The organism is Devosia faecipullorum, assembly GCF_015158295.1.
Classification (GTDB): domain Bacteria; phylum Pseudomonadota; class Alphaproteobacteria; order Rhizobiales; family Devosiaceae; genus Devosia; species Devosia faecipullorum.
This window is the reverse complement of sequence record NZ_JACDXV010000005.1, coordinates 57146-74005: the sequence shown is the minus strand read 5'-3', so window position 1 is coordinate 74005 and position 16860 is coordinate 57146. Positions and strand designations below refer to the sequence as shown.

Below are 16860 nucleotides of genomic sequence, written 5' to 3'. Positions count from 1 at the left end.
AGCCTGAGGCGATTGGAGGTCAGGTTCAGGCAGAAAGCAAATCAAGTTTTTGTCGAATACTGGCCCGAAGCGTGTCGATCGGCTCGGGCACGCCGTTGAAGTCGTGGTGCCAGAAGGTCCACCCGTTGCATGACTCGGCTCCCTGAACCAGCGCGCCGACCTTGTGGATCGACCCCTGATGCGAACCCGAGACGAGTGAGCCGTCTGCGCGAACCATGGCCGAATAACGCTTGCCCGCATCGAAAAGTTGCGCGCCGACCTCGATAAGGCCCTGTTCCACCAGCGAGCCGAAGGGAATGCGGGTTTCCTTGCGCTTGGGCGTCACCGATTGCAGTGCCTCGAACACGCCGGGGCGGATGGAGGCGATGCGCTGGCGCGCCCCCTCGATATAGGTCTCTTCCCGGTCGATGCCGATAAAGTGACGGCCCAGCTTGCGCGCTACTGCGCCGGTCGTGCCGGTGCCGAAGAACGGGTCGAGCACGATGTCGCCGGGTTTGGTGGTGGCATTGAGAATGCGGAACAATAGCGCTTCCGGCTTCTGGGTCGGATGCAGCTTGCTCTCGTCCTCGCCCTTGAGACGCTCGGCGCCGGTGCAGATGGGAAACAGCCAGTCGCTGCGCATCTGCGTGTCGTCATTGGCCAGTTTCATGGCTTCGTAATTGAAGGTGACGCGGCTTTTCTGGCTCTTGGCGGCCCAGATCAGCGTTTCATGCGCATTGGTGAAGCGCGTGCCGCGGAAATTGGGCATCGGATTGGCCTTGCGCCAGACGATGTCGTTGAGCATCCAGAAATCGAGATCCTGCAACGCCGCACCGACGCGGAAGATATTGTGATAGGAGCCGATGACCCAGAGGGCGCCATCTGGCTTGAGCAGCCGCCGCGCGGCACCCAGCCAGGCGCGGGTAAAGGCGTCGTAATGGGCGAAGCTGTCGAACTTGTCCCAATCGTCATCCACCGCATCGACCTTGGACTGGTCGGGACGGGTCAGCCCCTGTTCGAGCTGAAGATTGTAGGGGGGATCGGCGAAAATGAGATCGATGGAGCCGGCCGGCAAACTATTCATATGGTCGATGCAATCGCCCATCAGGATAGTATCGATCGGGAGGCGAGCGGCCACCCTTTCCGCATCGGCCTTGCTGGCCGTACGCGCGGTACGCAACATACACTTAACCCTAACGCAGTACTAACAAGTCCGTTATAGAACGTTGAGGTTAATGGAGCGTTCTCAAGGGATTAGCAGGGAGTTAACCGGCAGTCCGCCGCGCCAGCAGGGCCGCGACCGGGGCGAAGCCGGCGCGATGGTGGCGGCTGGGGCCGTGATCGCCGAGCGCAGCCAGATGGGCGGCGGTACCATAGCCCTTGTGCCCGGAAAAGCCGAAATGGGGCGCATCGCCATCCATGATGGCGCACATGCGGTCGCGCGTGACCTTGGCGACGATGGAGGCCGCGGCGATGGAGACGCTGCGCCCGTCGCCCCCGATCAGGGCGATGCCGGGGCAGGGCAGGCCGGGCGGCACGTCGCGGCCATCGACCAGGACGCGATCCGCCGGTCGGGGCAGGGCGCGCACGGCGCGGGCCATGGCGGCAAGGGTCGCGCCGCGAATATTGAGGCTGAAAATGTCGCCGGGCGGCGCCGTGGCGATGGCGATTTCGGCATGGGCGAGGATTTCGTCGTACAGCGCGTCCCGGCGCTCGGCGCTGAGCTTTTTGGAATCGTTGAGTCCGGTGGGAATGTGGTTCGGATCGAGCCGCACGGCGGCCACCACGACTGGCCCGGCCAGCGGTCCGCGCCCGGCTTCGTCCACTCCGGCAATGCTGTGTGCTCCCCGCGAAAGCAGCATCGTCTCGTGGCTGTAATCGGGAAATCCGGCCTCCGGCGCGAACAGGTCCGCCGCAACGGATTCGATGACGATTCGGCGCGCCATATCAGGTCTCTGCGCCCAAGGCGGCGAGGAGCGCTTCCCGGTCGGCGGCGAAACGATGATGGCCGAGACGATTGGTTTCTCCGACAAAGTCGCGCAGCGCCTTGCTGGCCGAGAGGGGGCCGGAAATATCCCCGATTATGGCGAGGCGCATGCGGTAATTCTGCAATTTCTGGAAGAAATGACCGGCCAGCCTGGTGCTGAGATCGAAAAAACCCGGCGCGAAGCGAGCAACGGGAACAACGATCATGTCGGCTTCGGTGCCATAGGTCTGCCCGAGCAGGTCGAGCGCATCCTGTTCGCTGGACAGTGCCGGGCCGTCAGCGTCGACAAAAAACAGGGCGAGGCCATTGATCCGTTCCTGATGCATGCCGATGTCCGTTTCGCGAAAACCCTCCTGCTGATATAGCAGTCCGGCCGGGGGGCAAAGGTGTGAGAGACTTTTCATGCGTAAAGCGTTCTGCCTCGTGGCGCTCCTGATCTGGAGCGGGCCGGCCCTGGCCCAGCCCTTCCATCATCCGTTCGGAGAATGGCGGCAATATCACCGCGATTGGCTCGCCGCCTGTCCCGACGCCATCGACGAGGACGCAACCGACTATTCCGGCTATTCCTGTTTTGCCAGCACCGGCAGCCAGGAACTCAACGATGCGGGCCTGCCCGCCTATAAGCTGACCCTCGTCCACAACCGGCTCGATGGCGAGATCGACCTGGCCATTACCGTCGCGCCCGCCAAAGGCGAATATGATGGACAAAAGCCGATCCTGCTGCGCTTTGGCGGCGAGCCGCCCATTGTCCTGACGATGGGGACGGATATGGAAGTTCGCCACAACACGATCAATCAGTTTTTCCTGATCGGTGCCGATCGCGAGGCGGTGCTGGACAAGATGAAGGACCGCAATGCGCTGACGCTCTCGGTGCCGCTGGCCGGATCGGAGCGGCCGGTCGAAAGCTGGATGTCGCTGCGCGGCGTGCTGGCCTCGCTGGATTTCATGAGCACCTATGCGCGCAAAGTGGCGCAGTATTAGACCGGCTGTTTAACCGGTTTCGGCATTGCTGGGCCCGCGGGTTGCTTCGCGCCCGAGGAAAACGTGTCCCGGCAATCCATTCTCGCTGCTTCGTCGTATGGACCACCCGGATAAACCGGGTGGTGACGATAGAATATGAGCTGTCGTTTTTTGGCCAAGCGAAGAACCCTAGAACAGGCTCATCTGCCGGCTTTCCAGCGTCGGGGCCTCGAACAGGTCGGTGCGCAGCGGCGGCATTCTGGCGTCGAGGCCATGGCGCTCGCGCGCCTTGTCGAAGCGCTGGCGCAGCAGCGTCGCATAGGGGCCTTCGCCCACCATGCGCGAGCCGAAGCGCGGATCGTTGTCACGCCCGCCGCGTGTGTCGCGCACCAGCGACAGCACATGGCGAACCCTGTCGGGGAAATGCCGCAACAGCCATTCACGGAATACGTCGCGCACCTCGCCGGGCAGGCGCAACAGGATCATCTGGGCGCTGACCGCACCCTGCGCCTTGCCGGCGTCGAGAATGCGCTCCAGTTCCATGTCATTGATGGCCGGGATCATCGGCGAAGCGAAGATGGCAGTGGGTATGCCGGCCTCCGACAGCAGCCTTATGGCTTCCAGCCGCCGTGCCGGGGAGGAGGCGCGCGGCTCCATCCTGCGGCTGAGCTTATGGTCCATCGAGGTGACGGAAATGGCGACCTTGACCAGATTGAGCCGGGCCAGTTCGCTCAACAGGTCGAGATCGCGGATGATCAGCGCCGATTTGGTGGTGATCATCACCGGGTGTCGGGTTTCCAGCATCACTTCGAGAATACCGCGCGTCAGCTTGTGCTTGCGTTCGGCCGGCTGGTAGGGGTCGGTATTGGTGCCCATGGCGATGGACTTGGGGCGATAATTCTTCGCCGCCAATTCGGCCCGCAGGGCTTCCACCGCGTTGGTTTTGACATAGATGTCGCGCTCGAAGTCGATCCCCGCCGAATGGCCGAGAAAGGCGTGGCTGGGACGGGCATAGCAATAGGAACAGCCATGCTCGCAGCCGCGATAGGCGTTGATGGAGCGCTCGAAGCCGATGTCGGGGCTATCATTGCTGGTGATGATCGTCCTGGCGCGCTCGTTATGTTCGACGGTTTCGAACAGGGGCAGCGGCTCGACACTCCCCCAGCCATCGTCAAAAGCGTCGCGCTGATGCGTTTCGAAGCGCCCCGAGCGATTGGATTGCGCGCCGCGCCCGCGCGCCTCGACCAGTTCCCGCCGCGCCAGATCGGCGTCGCGGCTGCGGCTCAATCGTTCCAGGGCATCGAAGGACGGGGCCTGATAAAGGGCCATTCTGGTGGTCTCCTGCTGGGAGCAGCGAACAGAATCGAGCCATTCGCCGCGCAGAAGATTGATAGCACTGAAGTGAGAACGAAACAAGAACACGTAGGTGTGAACCGTCCCGTACCACGACTGATCTGGGGATGGGGCCAGTGCATTACAAGACTGGACGGGCGGCGATGTGTGGCGTAGAGAACCGCCCTTCGCGCCGCCCGGCTCCACTCAGATAGATTTGTGCGTCTCTTGCGTGCCCTTCCGGCGCGGATGCGGCGCGCGCCGCAGCGTTCTGCTGACAAAGCCTGTCGCGGCAATTTAGGAACGGGTGTCGAAAGCCGGCGGTCCTCCCCGTCGTATGCACGATACGAAATCCTCGAAAGGGACACGAGATGTCATTGGATGCCACCTTGGATGCGCTGCCCGAAAGCGCGCCGCATGACCCTGCCAATACCGCGCGCAATCGGCTGGTGATCGCCATCCTGCTGGTTTCCACCTTTGTGGTGTTTCTCAATGAAACCATCATGAGCGTGGCCATTCCGCACCTGATGAACGATCTCGGCGTCACCGCCGGCGCCGCTCAATGGCTGACCACGGCGTTTCTCCTGACCATGGCCGTGGTGATCCCGGTCACCGGCTTCTTGCTGCAGCGCATCAATACAAGACCGATCTTCATGATCGCCATGTCCATCTTCACGCTGGGCACGCTGTTGTGCGCGCTGGCGCCGGGACTGGAAATGCTGATCGTCGGCCGGGTGGTTCAGGCCACCGGCACCGCCATCATGATGCCCCTGCTGATGACCACGGTGATGACGTTGGTGCCGCCCGAAGGGCGCGGCAAGACCATGGGCAATATCTCCATCGTCATGGCGGTGGCGCCGGCTGTCGGTCCAACGATCGGCGGCTTCATCCTCGCCCATTTCGACTGGCGGTTCATGTTCTATTTCACCCTGCCCATCGCCATCGGGGCGCTGCTGCTCGGGACGCTGCGCATCCGCAATGTTTCCAATCCGCGTTATGCCCCGCTCGACGTATTCTCCGTGATCGTCTCGGCCCTGGCCTTTGGCGGACTGGTCTATGGGCTCTCCAATCTGGGCGAAAGCGCGGAAGGAGGCAGCGTCATTCCTGCCTGGCTGCCGATCGTGGTCGGCGTCGCGGCCATGGCCGTGTTCATCTGGCGGCAGGTCAATCTGTCCGCCGACAACAAGGCCCTGCTCGACCTGCGCACGCTCAAGCACCGGAACTATACCTTCGCGCTGATCACCATGGCCATTGCCATGGTCGCTTTGCTCGGCTCCTCCATCCTGTTGCCGATCTATACCCAGAACGTGCTGGGTCTCGACACTTTGGAAACCGGCATGATCATGCTGCCGGGCGGGTTGCTCATGGGCCTGATGGGCCCGATCGTGGGCCGGCTCTATGACAAGGTCGGGCCGCGCCCGCTGCTGGTGCCGGGCGTGATCCTGGTGTCGGCGGTGATGTGGGCGCTGACCATGGTCAGCCAATATACCCCGGTCTGGGCCGTGGTCGCGGGCCATGTCACGCTGAGCTTCGGGCTGGCGCTGGCCTTTACCCCGCTCTTTACCGCCTCGATGGGCTCGGTGCCCATGCCGCTCTATTCCCATGCCAGCGCCATTCTCGGCTCGGTGCAGCAGGTGGCGGGCGCGGCCGGCATTGCGCTGTTCGTCGCGGTCATGAGCCTGCGGACCGCTTCGGGTGTGGCCGAGGGACTGGACGCGGTGGACGCCCTGGCGGGCGGCATCCGCTCCGGCTTCCTTTGTGGCGCAATCATCTCGGTTCTGATGGTGCTGGCGGCGCTGCTGGTCAGGAAACCCGAAAGCAGCGGACCGGAAATGGCCGGACATTAACGACAAGGCAAAGGCCGGGAGCGATCCCGGCCTTTGTGTCATGCGGGTTCATAAAGCCCGGGAATATAGGGGCCCTTGGGCACGATGCCGCTGGGGTTGAGCGACTTGATCGAATAATAGCCGCGCTTGATATGGTCGATATTGACCGTGGCGCGGATGCCGGGCAGGTCGATCATGCGCAGCATATAGGATTGCAGGTTCGGATAATCGGCGATGCGGCGCAGATTGGTCTTGAACAGGCCGTGATAGGCCGCATCGAACCGCACCAGCGTCACGAAGGCGCGGATATCGGTTTCGGTCAGTTCGTCGCCGAAGAGGAAAAGCCGGCCGGCCAATTGGTCCTCCAGCCGGTCCAGCGCCTCGAAGACATCGCTGAACGCCTCGTCATAGGCGATCTGGGTGGTGGCGAAGCCGGCGCGATAGACCCCGTTATTGAGGCGCGGATAGATGTAATCGTTGAGCGCATCGATCTCGGCGCGCAGCGTTTCCGGATAAAGATCGACCGCATCCGAGGCCAGCTCGCCAAAGCCGGAATTGAGCATGCGCAGAATATCGGCGCTCTCATTGTTGACGATGGTGCGGGTGTTCTTGTCCCACAGGACTGGCACCGTGGCGCGGCCGCTGATCGTCGGGTCGGCCTTCGTATAGATCTCGTGCATGAAGCTCGCGCCATTGACCGGGTCCGGCTGGGCGAAGCGCCAGCCCTGATCGCCGATTTCGGGCTCCACGATGGAGACCGAGATCACCTCTTCGAGCCCCTTGAGGGTGCGGCCGATCAGGGTGCGCGACGCCCATGGGCAGATCAGTGCCACATAGAGATGGTACCGCCCCGCCTCCGCCTTGAAGCCGGCAGCGCCGGTCGGCCCGGCGCTGCCATCGGGGGTCACCCAATTACGGAAACTCGACGTCTGGCGCACGAAACCGCCCTTTTCGTCCTTGGCCTGGACAGGCTGCCAATTGGCGGACCACTTGCCGTTGACGAGCATGGCTCAAGCCTCCCCTTCGACATTGAGGCTGAGCGCCAGCCCCCAGGGGTCCGCTATCGTCGTGCTGCCGGCCTGCGCCCGGTCGAGAATGGCGCGGCGCTGCTCCTCGCTGTCGACAATGAGCTCGAAGCCGACAAGGCCGGTCTGGCCGGAGGGGATCGGCCCGGCGCCACGGCTCGACCAGGTATTGGTGGCCAGCTGATGGTGATAGCCGCCGGCGCCGTAGAAGCTCGCACCCGGATAATGGGCAGTGATGTCGGTGCCCAGAATGCCTGAATAAAAGGGTTCGGCCTGGGCATTGTCGCCCACTTGCAGGTGCATATGCCCCACAAAGAGGCCGGACGGCGCGCCGTTCCAGCTGTTTTCCGGCGCCAGATCAAGCAGGTCGGGAATATCGAGCTGCTCGGTGCTCATGCTGATGCCCTTGCCGTTCACCTCCCATTCGGAACGTGGGCGATCGCGATAGACCTCGATGCCATTGCCTTCGGGATCGTGCAGGTAGAGCGCTTCGCTGACCAGATGGTCCGAGGCCCCGTCGATGGCAATGCGCTCAGTGGCGACATGGCGCAGCCAGGCGGCAAGGCTCTCCCGGTCGGGCATCAGAAAGGCGGTGTGGAACAGGCCTGCGGAGCGCGGGTCGCGCTGGGCGAAATCCTCATTGCCGCGCAGTTCCAGCAACGGCTTGTCGCCGACGCCGAGGCGCTGCGTATTGCCGTCCCGGCCGAGATCGGCAAGACCGAGCAGGTGGCGGTAATAGTCGGCAACCCGGTCGAGTTGGAGGACATTGAGCGTCACCATGCCGATCTGCATGGGCGCGGTCGAATATCTGGACATGGCAAATCTCCTGAATGCGTCATTGCGCTATTGCAGGGAAGATGCGCTCTTTGCGGGGTCGATTAAAGTGAACGCTGGCGAACGTGTTGTTCGCTGTTTCTCACCGCTCGGCCAGCCTGGGTACCAGTTCCACGAAATTGCAGGGCTTGTGCCGGTAATCGAGCTGATGGGTGAGTATGCCCTCCCAGGCGTCGCGGCAGGCACCGCGCGAGCCGGGCAGGCAGAATACGAAAGTGGTGCCGATCAATCCCGCCGTGGCGCGCGATTGCAGGGATGACGTGCCCACCGTGGTCGCCGAATATTGGTGAAACAGCACGGAAAAGCCGTCCATCCGTTTGTCGAACAGCGGCTCGATGGCCTCGGGCGTGACGTCGCGGCCGGTAAAGCCAGTGCCGCCGGTGGTGAGGATCACGTCCACCTCCGGATTGGCGACCAGCGCCTGCACTCCGGCGCGGATGAGCTGGATGTCGTCGCGGATCACCTGCCGGGAAAAGCAGGAATGGCCATCGGCTTCGAGCAGGGATTTGAGCAGCGCCCCGCCCTTGTCGGTGTCCAGCGTTCGTGAATCGGAGACGGCGATGACCGCGATGGAAAGCGGCTTGAACTGGCGATCCTCAAAGCTTTCCGTCTTGAACATCGCTCCTGCCTTCCGTTTCGATCAATTCATCGGGGACCGGCGCTTCTTTCCAGTCCTGACCCTCGTCGCTATCTCTATCACCGCGCGGGTCGAGGACAAGCGTTTCGGGGGTGGTCAGCTTGTCGCTGACCGGCTGGAACGGCTGGCGATAGGCAGCATCGAGGCTCTTTCTGGCGCGCATGCGCAGATAGGCGGCGCCGGCCAGCGCGCCATGGAAAGTGGCGGTGACCACGAACAGCCCGACCGGGCTCCATGCGCCCATGATCAGCGACGCGACGGCAGGGCCGATGGCCAGCCCGATTCCCATGATCAGCAACATGCCGCCGGCGATCTTGGCGAACCCCCCATCCTTGGCGAAGTCATTGGCATGGGCGACGGCCACCGCGTAGATGGGATTGGCGGCAAAGCCATAGGCGGCGAACAGCACATACATGAGCCAGCCGGCCGAGGGATTGATGATGGCGGTCAGCGCGCCGATCACGGCGGCGGAGCCCGAAAGCCCGATCAGCACCAGCCTGCGGTCGATGCGATCCGACAAGCGCCCGAACGGCACCTGCGCCACCGCCCCGAGAATGGCGGCCACCGCGAAGAGCAGGGCAATGCCGCTGGCATCGAGCCCCTGTTCATAGCCATAGACCGGCGCCAGCGTGCCGAAAGCGCCATTGGCCATGCCGACCGAAAAGGCGGCGATCACGGCAATGGGCGAGGTGCGGTAGAGCAGGCCGATATCGGGCTTGGCCGATTGCAGCGGCTTGGGCTGGGGGCTCGAGGTGAGGGCGGTGGGCAATACGGCGCAGATGAAGCTGATGGCGCCGACGATGAAGGGGATATAGCCCGCCGTGCCAGTGACCGACATGGCGATCTGGCCCATGGTCGAGGCGGCCATGTTGATGGTGACATAGATCGAAAAGATGGTGCCCCGGCTCTTGTTGTCGGCCACCTCGTTGAGCCAGCTTTCGACGATCATCGCCGCGCCGGCAAAACAGAAGCCGCTGAGCGCGCGCAGCAGAATCCAGCTGATATCGTTGATCAGGAGCAGGTTGAGCAGGATGGTGATGGTGCCGATGGCGGCCATCACCGAAAAGGCGCGGATATGGCCGACCTTGCGCACAATCAGCGGCACGAGCAGCGAGCCGGCGACGAAGCCCACCGACCAGCCGGTGCCGATCAGCCCCAGCGCCAGCAGCGAGAAGTTTTCTTCCGCGCCGCGCACCGACAGCAACAGGCCCTGCAGGCCACCGCCGAACATGAGGAGGGCGGAGCCGAGGAAAAGGGCATAGATCTTGATGACGGAAGCCATGAGCGCTGGGGCCTTCGCTAGTGTTCACAAAGCTGCAAATCAGTCGAATGTGACCATAGCTTGGTGAGTCGCGAAGCAAAGCCCAGAATATCGTGTTCCGGTGGAAACCGGCTGGCGCCTAAACCAGCCCCAGACTCTCCGCCTTGGCCCGCAGGCTCAACAGGTCGCGCCATGCCTGCTGCTTGGCTACAGGATTGCGCAGCAGATAGGCCGGGTGGAGCGTTGGAATGGCGTCCACCTCATGGCTGCCGATGGCGACATTTTCCCATTTGCCGCGCATCTTGATGATGCCGTTGGTGGAGTTGAACACGGTCTGCATGGCCGGCCCGCCCAGTGTCATCACCAGTCTGGGAGCCACCAGCTCGACCTGGCGATGCAGGAAGGGCAGGCACAGTTCCAGTTCCTCGGGTGTTGGCGCGCGATTGCCCGGCGGCCGCCAGGGCACGGTATTGGCGATATAGACCAGCGACCGGTCGAGCCCGATGGCGGCCAGCATGCGGTCGAGCAATTGCCCCGAACGACCCACGAATGGCTTGCCCTGCCGATCCTCCTCGGCACCGGGCGCCTCCCCGATCAGCATGATCCTGGCCTTCGGATTGCCATCGGCGAAGACCAATTGGGTGGCGCGGAATTTCAGCCCACAGCCAGTGTAATCGTTGAGGGTTTTCTGGAGTTCGTCGAGCGATGCCGCCGTCCCCGCCAGCCTGCGGGCCTCGCCGGGATCGCCGCCGACCGGGCCGGTGGCCTGCGGCACGGGGCTCGGAGGCGGCGGCGCGGCGCGTTGCGGCATGCCGGTTGGAGCAGGGGGTTGCTGGGCGAACCGATCGACGGGTTCCTCGCCAATGGCCAAGTCCACGCCGGCGGCCCGATACCAGTCGAGCACCGAGAGCAATTCTGCGTTGTTGAGCGTGCGATCTTGAGACATCGGGCCCGTTATGTCACACCCCGGAACAGGCGACCAGTCGCCCCCAGGCGCAAAGGTAGTTTCGCATGGCAGAAGCCGGCAATCGTGAAGTGCTGTCCACCGACGTGCTGATCGTCGGCGCGGGCCCTGCCGGGCTTGCCGCCGCGATAAGGCTGAAACAGCGCCATCCCGCCATTGCGGTGACAGTGGTGGAAAAAGCCGCGGAAATCGGCGGACATATCCTGTCCGGCGCGGTCATGGACCCGGTCGGGCTCGACGCATTGATCCCCGACTGGCGGCTGAAAAATGCGCCGGTCGGTCCCGATGTGGCGACGGATCGCTATCATTTCCTCACCGCCAGGGGCGATTTCGCCTTTCCCCATATGCTGATCCCGCCGCAGATGCGCACCAGGAGCGGCGTGATCGTCAGCCTCGGCGATCTGGTGCGCTGGCTGGGCGAGCAGGCGACGGAACTGGGCGTCGATATTTTCCCGATGACGGCGGCGGTCGATGTGCTGCGCAGCGGCGACGGGCCGGTGCGCGGCATCATTACCGGCGATCTCGGGCTCGACCGCGCGGGCAAGCCCAAGCCGGGCCATGCCGAGGGCATCGCACTCGAAGCCCGCTATACGCTGATCGCCGAAGGCGCGCGCGGCTCGCTGGCCAAAAAGATCATCGGCGATTTCGCGCTGGACCAGCAGGCCAGCCCGCAGAAATATGGCCTCGGCATCAAGGAGGTCTGGGAAATCAGCGCGGATCGCCACCAGCCCGGCAAGGTCGATCACTATCTCGGTTTTCCGCTCGGCAATGCCATTGGCGGCGGTGGTTTCGCCTATCATGCCCAGGACCGGCGTCTTTATCTGGGCCATGTCGTCCATCTCGACTATGCCGATCCGACCCTGTCACCCTTCGAAGAGTTCCAGCGGTTCAAGACCCACCCCTCCATCGCGCCCCTGCTGGAGGGGGCCACGCGCATCAGCTATGGCGCGCGGGCGCTGGCGGCGGGCGGTTTGCAGGCCGTTCCCCATCTTGCCTTTCCCGGAGGCGGGCTGATCGGCTGCGCGGCGGGCTTCATGAATGCGCCGCGCCTCAAGGCCATCCACAATGCCATCCTGTCCGGCATCGGCGCCGCCGATGCATTGGGGGCGGCAATCGCCGCAGATCGCAGCCATGACGTGGTCGCCGATTTCGCCCATCGCATCATGGCGACCGGTATCGGACGCGAATTGCGGGGCGTACGCAATCTGAAGCCGCTCTGGTCGCGCTTCGGCACATTGCTGGGCAGTGCTCTGGGCGGCGCCGATATGTGGTGTCAGGCGATCCTGCGTTTTTCGCCCTTCGGCACGCTGCGCTGGACCCGTTCCGACGCGGCAAGGCTGAAGTCGCTGGCTGAGGTGGCGCCGCGCCATTACGACAAGCCCGATGGCCGGACCACATTCGACCGCGCCGCCTCGGTCTACCTGGCCAATCTCTCCCATGACGAAGACCAGCCCACCCATCTCAAGCTCGCTGATCCCACTATCCCGGTGCGCGAAAACCTGCCGCGTTTCGGCGAGCCCGCGCCGCTCTATTGCCCGGCCGGTGTCTATGAAATGACCGAGGAAGGAGGCGCGCCGGTCTTCCGCATCCACGCCGCCAATTGCGTGCATTGCAAGACCTGCGACATCAAGGATCCCGCCGGAAACATCACCTGGACGCCGCCCGAGGGCGGCAGCGGGCCGAACTACAGCGGAATGTGACGGCGAAGTGGCTGTGCCTCTCTTGCGGCGCGGTCCCAAAACGGACAATCTTTGCGCCGATTTGCTGCCGGGAGGATTGAACCGGCCTGATGAAGCCGGATCAGACGCCGATCTTTGAATTGCGTGCTCTCGAACCCAGAAGTGTCGCTTACTTCTGTCGATTGCACCCTAGGGAGAAACCTGTCACGTGACCCTGTTTTCCATTCGTCGGGCCTTGCCCCTTCTCGCGGCGGCAATGCTGGCCCTGACGGCACTTCCCGCGACGGCACAATTCGAAGCCGGCATGAAATTGCAGGAAGCCACGCGCGACCTGCTGAAACTGTTCCGCCCCAGCATTTCCGGCTCCTATATGGCCGGACAGCAGGCGATCAAGGATCTGCGGACCGACGAGGCGGCGCGCTATTTCAACGATGCGGCCCAGGCCGATTGGGACAATCCGATCCTGATCGAGCGCGCCTATGTGGCGCTGGCGGCCGACGGGCAGATCGTCAAGGCGGCGAGCATGGCCCGGCGCATGCTCGAACTCGATCCGGCCAATCAGCTTGCAGAACTGGTCGTGGCCACCGAGGCGCTGAAGGAACGCCGCTATGGCGCGGCGGCGCGGCGGCTGGACAATGTCTCGGAGGATAATTTCAGCGGCATCACCGCCGGCATCCTGCGGGCATGGGCGCTGGTGGGCGAAGGCAAGTCGGGCGAGGCCGACGCCTTGATGGCGCGCCTCGGCAATTCGGGCCTCGCCGATTTTCTGGTTTTCCACCGCGCGCTGATGAACGAGGCCGCGGGCAATAGCCAGGCGGCGCTGACGCTGGCGCAGCGCGCCTATGATAACGAGCCCTATGTGGCGCGCATGGCCGAAGTCTATGCCCGCATGCTCGCCAATGCCGGCGATATCGAAGCTGCGCGCGACGTGCTCGACGCGTTCGAAGCGCAGGGGCTCACCCATCCGGTGATCCGCACCGTGCGTCAGGCCCTGGATGCGGGCCGGCGCCCCGGCGTCTTCACCACCAGCGTGCAGGTGGGCGCCGCCGAGATGTTCCACGGCATCGGCGTGGCGCTGTCGCGCGATGGCAGCGGCGACCTGGCGCTGGTCTTCCTGCGGCTCGGTGTCTATCTCGACCCCGGCTCCGACGTCATTGCCCTGGCGCTGGGGCAATTGCTCGACAGCGCCAACCAGCGTGAAATGGCCAATCAGGTCTATGACGCCATCCCCGCCAAGTCGGCGCTCAAGCCCACCGCCGTGGTGCGGATCGCGCAGAATCTCGACGCCATGGGCGACCGCGAGGAGGCCGTCCGCCGTCTGGGCAATATCGTTTCCACCCGGCCGGACGATCTCGATGCTGTCTCGGTGCTGGGCGATTTGCTGCGCTATGACGAGAAATATCTCGAAGCGGCGGCGGCCTATACCGATGCCATCGCCATTACCGGCGGCACCTCCCCCGCCGATTGGCGCTTCTATTATGTGCGCGGCATCGCCTATGAGCGGGCCAAGCAATGGCCCAAGGCGGAAGCCGATTTCCAGCGGGCGCTGGAACTCAATCCCGATCAGCCGCAAGTGCTCAATTATCTGGGCTATAGCTGGATCGACATGGACATGCATCTCGAAGAGGCGCTGGGCATGATCGAGAAGGCCGTCGAGGCGCAGCCCATGGACGGCTATATCATCGACTCGCTGGGCTGGGCCTTCTACAAGCTTGGCCGGCTTGAGGAAGCCGTCGAAACGCTGGAACGCGCCGTCATGCTGTTGCCGGGCGACCCGGAAATCAACGACCATCTGGGCGACGCCTATTGGAAGGTCGGGCGGCGGCTCGAAGCCCGTTTCCAGTGGAACATCGCCCGCTCGGTGGACACGATCGGCACCGTGTCCGAGCGGGTCGCGCCCAAGCTGGCCGATGGGCTGACGCCGGAAAACGAGACCGAATAGGCGTTCATGGCCGCTATCGCGCTTCAATCGGCCCCGGCCAAGATCAATCTGGCGCTGCACATTACCGGGCGGCGCGAGAACGGCTATCACGATCTGGAAAGCCTGATCGTCTTTGCCGATATTGCCGATGATCTGGAGGCACGAATGGCCGAAAGCGACAGCCTCGTGCTGTCGGGGCCCTTCGCCGCCGCGCTGCGGAGCGAGACGGGCAATCTGGTGCTGCGGGCGGTCTCCGCTTTCCGGGCGCGCTGGCCGCTTCTCGCTCCGCCGGGCCTTGCTATTCATCTGGTCAAGAACCTGCCGGTCGCCGCCGGCATTGGCGGGGGCTCCGCCGACGCGGCGGCGGCCCTGCGCCTCATGGCCGAATTGGCTGCGGAGCCGGTGCCGGTCGCCGACCTGGCCGATCTGGCGGCGGGCCTAGGCGCAGATGTTCCGGCCTGCCTGTTGTCGCGGCCCTTGCTGGCCCGGGGCGTCGGTGAAATCCTCTCGCCCCTGCCGCAATTTCCCAAACTCTATGTGACACTGGTCAATCCGGGGATCGCCGTGGCCACCGCCGACGTATTTCGCCGGTTGCGCGCCCATGACAATTACTCGCTGCCCACGCTGCCGGAGCCACTGACGCGGCCGGCGCAACTGGGGCTGTTCCTGACGGAAACCCGCAATGATCTCGAGCCGCCAGCCATCAAGCTGGTGCCCGAGATCGGCGTGTTGATCGAGGAAATGGCGGCCAGCCCGGGCTGCATGCTGGCGCGCATGTCGGGATCGGGCGCCACCATGTTCGGCCTGTTCGGTTCCGAAGGCCCAGCCCACGAAGCGGCCAGCCAGATGCGCCGCCTGCATCCCGACTATTGGGTCGGCACTGCGCCCTTGCTGGGAGTTTCGGAATAGGGGCCGTTCCCGCTCCCGACGTCACCACCCGGCTTGTCTGGTTGGTCCATGCATCGATGAACTGGATTGCCCGGATAAGCCGGGCAACGACGATGGATAAGGTGCTTTCGGGTCTTCCTGCCGGGAGGCAGGCGGGGCTGCTTCAGCTGGCGCGGCCGACGCTGTGGTCCACCACTTCGGCGAGGATGGTTTTCATCTCGCTGTCGGGCAGGGCGGCGAGGGCGGCGATGGCAGCGCTTGCATGGTCCTGCGCCTTGTCCAAAGTCCGGCGCAAGGTGTCGTAGCGGTTGAAGATCGCCACCACCTGATGCACTTCGAGGTCGCTGGCATCTTCGTTGCCGAGCGCGCCCAGGATCGCCAGCACCGGCCCCTTGCCAGTCCGAGCGCGCGGCGCCCAATTTGACCTCTCGCGCACGTCGGCCGCTTCGGCGTCTTCTTCGGCGCCACAAGCATCGCTGAAATCGACATCAACACAGAGCCCTGGCTGTCAACCATGTCTCCAGGCTTTACCCTTGTCCGGGTGGTGACGATGGAAGGTGTGATTGAGGCCGGGCCCGACCGCCTCCGGTGCTCACGGCAGAAGCCGCCTTGCCATCCGCCAGAGCGGAGCGACGACATATCCCGCCAGCGGGATCATCAGCAGGCCGAAGATCAGCCCGAAAATACCGTCGATGAACGCCGTCATCGCCCAGCCGGCGAAGCCGCCTATAGCCGGCAGCGTGTGGGCGGCCCATTCGGCAGCGCTCTCGATCCAGTGCTCGGGGGCGGCGAGGCCGAAACCGGCCAATCCGTGCAGGATGATGCCGCCGCCGACCCAGATCATCGCCGCCGTGCCAATGATGCCCAGCGCCGACATGAAGCCGGGCATGGCCCGCACCAGCAAACGGCCGAAGGCGCGGGTCAGGTCCAGCCGCCCCTGGCGCGCCAGCAGCACGCCGAAGTCGTCGGCTTTGACCAACAGCGCCACCGCACCATAGACCAGAGCAGTGATGCCGACGCCGACCAGCGCCAGAATGGCGGCACGGGTCCAGAAATTATCGACGGTGATCGCCGCCAGCGCGATGGTCATGATCTCGGCGGAAAGGATGAAATCGGTCTGGATGGCGCCGGCGACCCTTGCATCTTCTTCCGACCGGGTATCGCGGACCTCCGGCTCGAGGCCCTCTTCATGCCCTTCGGCCTCATGGGGCCTCATCGCATGGAAGACCTTTTCGGCCCCCTCATAGCTGAGATAGGCCCCGCCCAGCATCAGCACCGGAGTAATGACCCAGGGCGCTACGAGGCTGAGGATCAGGGCGGCGGGCAGCAGGAACAGCAGCTTGTTGCGGATCGAGCCCCAGGCGATCTTGCCGACAATGGGCAATTCCCGGTCGGCGGAAAAGCCATCGACATAGCGCGGCGTCACCGCTGCATCGTCCACCACCGCTCCGGCCGCTTTCAGCCCCGCCTTGGTCGCCTGACCGGCAATATCGTCAAGCGAGGCCGCCGCGACCTTGGCCAGGGCGGCGACATCATCGAGAAGGGCGAGAAGGCCGACGCTCATCTT

Annotated in this window: 16 protein-coding genes; 5 read left to right on the top strand and 11 right to left on the bottom strand. The window is 64.1% G+C overall.

The window, feature by feature from the left end; genetic code table 11:
* Window positions 1-25: 25 nt before the first annotated feature.
* From H0482_RS12180 to H0482_RS12170, 3 genes are all read right to left on the bottom strand, one after another.
* Window positions 26-1162, bottom strand: coding sequence for a site-specific DNA-methyltransferase (locus H0482_RS12180; RefSeq protein WP_193730336.1), 1137 nt, complete (start codon window positions 1160-1162; stop codon window positions 26-28).
* An 82-nt stretch (window positions 1163-1244) separates the two neighbouring features.
* The gene (locus H0482_RS12175) at window positions 1245-1925 is read right to left on the bottom strand and encodes a ribonuclease HII (protein ID WP_193730335.1); all 681 of its coding nucleotides are present in this window, start codon (window positions 1923-1925) and stop codon (window positions 1245-1247) included.
* Between the two features lies 1 nt (window position 1926).
* On the bottom strand, window positions 1927-2292 hold the full coding sequence (locus H0482_RS12170) for a DUF4180 domain-containing protein (protein WP_193730334.1): 366 nt from the start codon (window positions 2290-2292) through the stop codon (window positions 1927-1929).
* 76 nt (window positions 2293-2368) lie between these two features.
* Here H0482_RS12170 and H0482_RS12165 point away from each other — a divergent pair, with 76 nt between their 5' ends.
* Window positions 2369-2947, top strand: coding sequence for a hypothetical protein (locus H0482_RS12165; RefSeq protein ID WP_193730333.1), 579 nt, complete (start codon window positions 2369-2371; stop codon window positions 2945-2947).
* 168 nt (window positions 2948-3115) lie between these two features.
* Here H0482_RS12165 and H0482_RS12160 read toward each other — a convergent pair whose 3' ends face one another.
* Window positions 3116-4255: a PA0069 family radical SAM protein gene (locus tag H0482_RS12160; protein WP_193730332.1), complete on the bottom strand. Its 1140-nt coding sequence runs from the start codon at window positions 4253-4255 to the stop codon at window positions 3116-3118.
* 374 nt (window positions 4256-4629) lie between these two features.
* On the opposite strand from H0482_RS12160, the gene H0482_RS12155 reads away from it, so the two are divergent.
* Complete coding sequence (locus H0482_RS12155; protein ID WP_193730331.1) at window positions 4630-6105, top strand: MDR family MFS transporter; 1476 nt, start codon at window positions 4630-4632, stop codon at window positions 6103-6105.
* A gap of 38 nt (window positions 6106-6143) precedes the next feature.
* On the opposite strand, the gene H0482_RS12150 is transcribed toward H0482_RS12155, so the two are convergent.
* The 5 genes from H0482_RS12150 to H0482_RS12130 all read right to left on the bottom strand — a co-directional run bounded on the left by H0482_RS12150 (window position 6144) and on the right by H0482_RS12130 (window position 10787).
* Window positions 6144-7091, bottom strand: coding sequence for a glutathione S-transferase family protein (locus tag H0482_RS12150; protein ID WP_193730330.1), 948 nt, complete (start codon window positions 7089-7091; stop codon window positions 6144-6146).
* 3 nt (window positions 7092-7094) lie between these two features.
* Entirely contained in the window at window positions 7095-7925 is an 831-nt protein-coding gene (locus H0482_RS12145; protein WP_193730329.1) for a VOC family protein, read from the bottom strand.
* A 100-nt stretch (window positions 7926-8025) separates the two neighbouring features.
* Window positions 8026-8562, bottom strand: a complete 537-nt coding sequence (moaB, locus tag H0482_RS12140) for a molybdenum cofactor biosynthesis protein B (protein WP_193730328.1) — start codon at window positions 8560-8562, stop codon at window positions 8026-8028.
* Window positions 8540-9862 (bottom strand): MFS transporter, encoded by a 1323-nt coding sequence (locus tag H0482_RS12135; RefSeq protein WP_193730327.1) that lies wholly within the window; start codon window positions 9860-9862, stop codon window positions 8540-8542. Before H0482_RS12135 ends, moaB begins: the two co-directional genes overlap by 23 nt.
* Window positions 9863-9980: 118 nt before the next feature.
* A complete protein-coding gene (locus tag H0482_RS12130; protein WP_193730326.1) occupies window positions 9981-10787 on the bottom strand; it encodes a uracil-DNA glycosylase in 807 nt (268 codons plus the stop codon).
* A gap of 65 nt (window positions 10788-10852) precedes the next feature.
* Here H0482_RS12130 and H0482_RS12125 point away from each other — a divergent pair, with 65 nt between their 5' ends.
* From H0482_RS12125 to H0482_RS12115, 3 genes are all read left to right on the top strand, one after another.
* The gene (locus tag H0482_RS12125; RefSeq protein WP_193730325.1) at window positions 10853-12505 is read left to right on the top strand and encodes an electron transfer flavoprotein-ubiquinone oxidoreductase; all 1653 of its coding nucleotides are present in this window, start codon (window positions 10853-10855) and stop codon (window positions 12503-12505) included.
* 187 nt (window positions 12506-12692) lie between these two features.
* Window positions 12693-14426, top strand: a complete 1734-nt coding sequence (locus H0482_RS12120; RefSeq protein WP_193730324.1) for a tetratricopeptide repeat protein — start codon at window positions 12693-12695, stop codon at window positions 14424-14426.
* 6 nt (window positions 14427-14432) lie between these two features.
* Window positions 14433-15314 (top strand): 4-(cytidine 5'-diphospho)-2-C-methyl-D-erythritol kinase, encoded by an 882-nt coding sequence (locus H0482_RS12115; protein WP_193730323.1) that lies wholly within the window; start codon window positions 14433-14435, stop codon window positions 15312-15314.
* Window positions 15315-15456: 142 nt separating this feature from the next.
* Here the strand turns inward: H0482_RS12115 and H0482_RS12110 are convergent, their stop codons facing one another.
* Together H0482_RS12110 and H0482_RS12105 are read right to left on the bottom strand one after the other, a co-directional pair.
* Window positions 15457-15729 carry a hypothetical protein gene (locus H0482_RS12110; protein WP_193730322.1) on the bottom strand — a complete coding sequence of 91 codons (273 nt, stop codon included), beginning with the start codon at window positions 15727-15729 and terminating at the stop codon, window positions 15457-15459.
* 156 nt (window positions 15730-15885) lie between these two features.
* Entirely contained in the window at window positions 15886-16857 is a 972-nt protein-coding gene (locus tag H0482_RS12105) for a DUF808 domain-containing protein (RefSeq protein ID WP_193730321.1), read from the bottom strand.
* Window positions 16858-16860 lie beyond the last annotated feature (3 nt).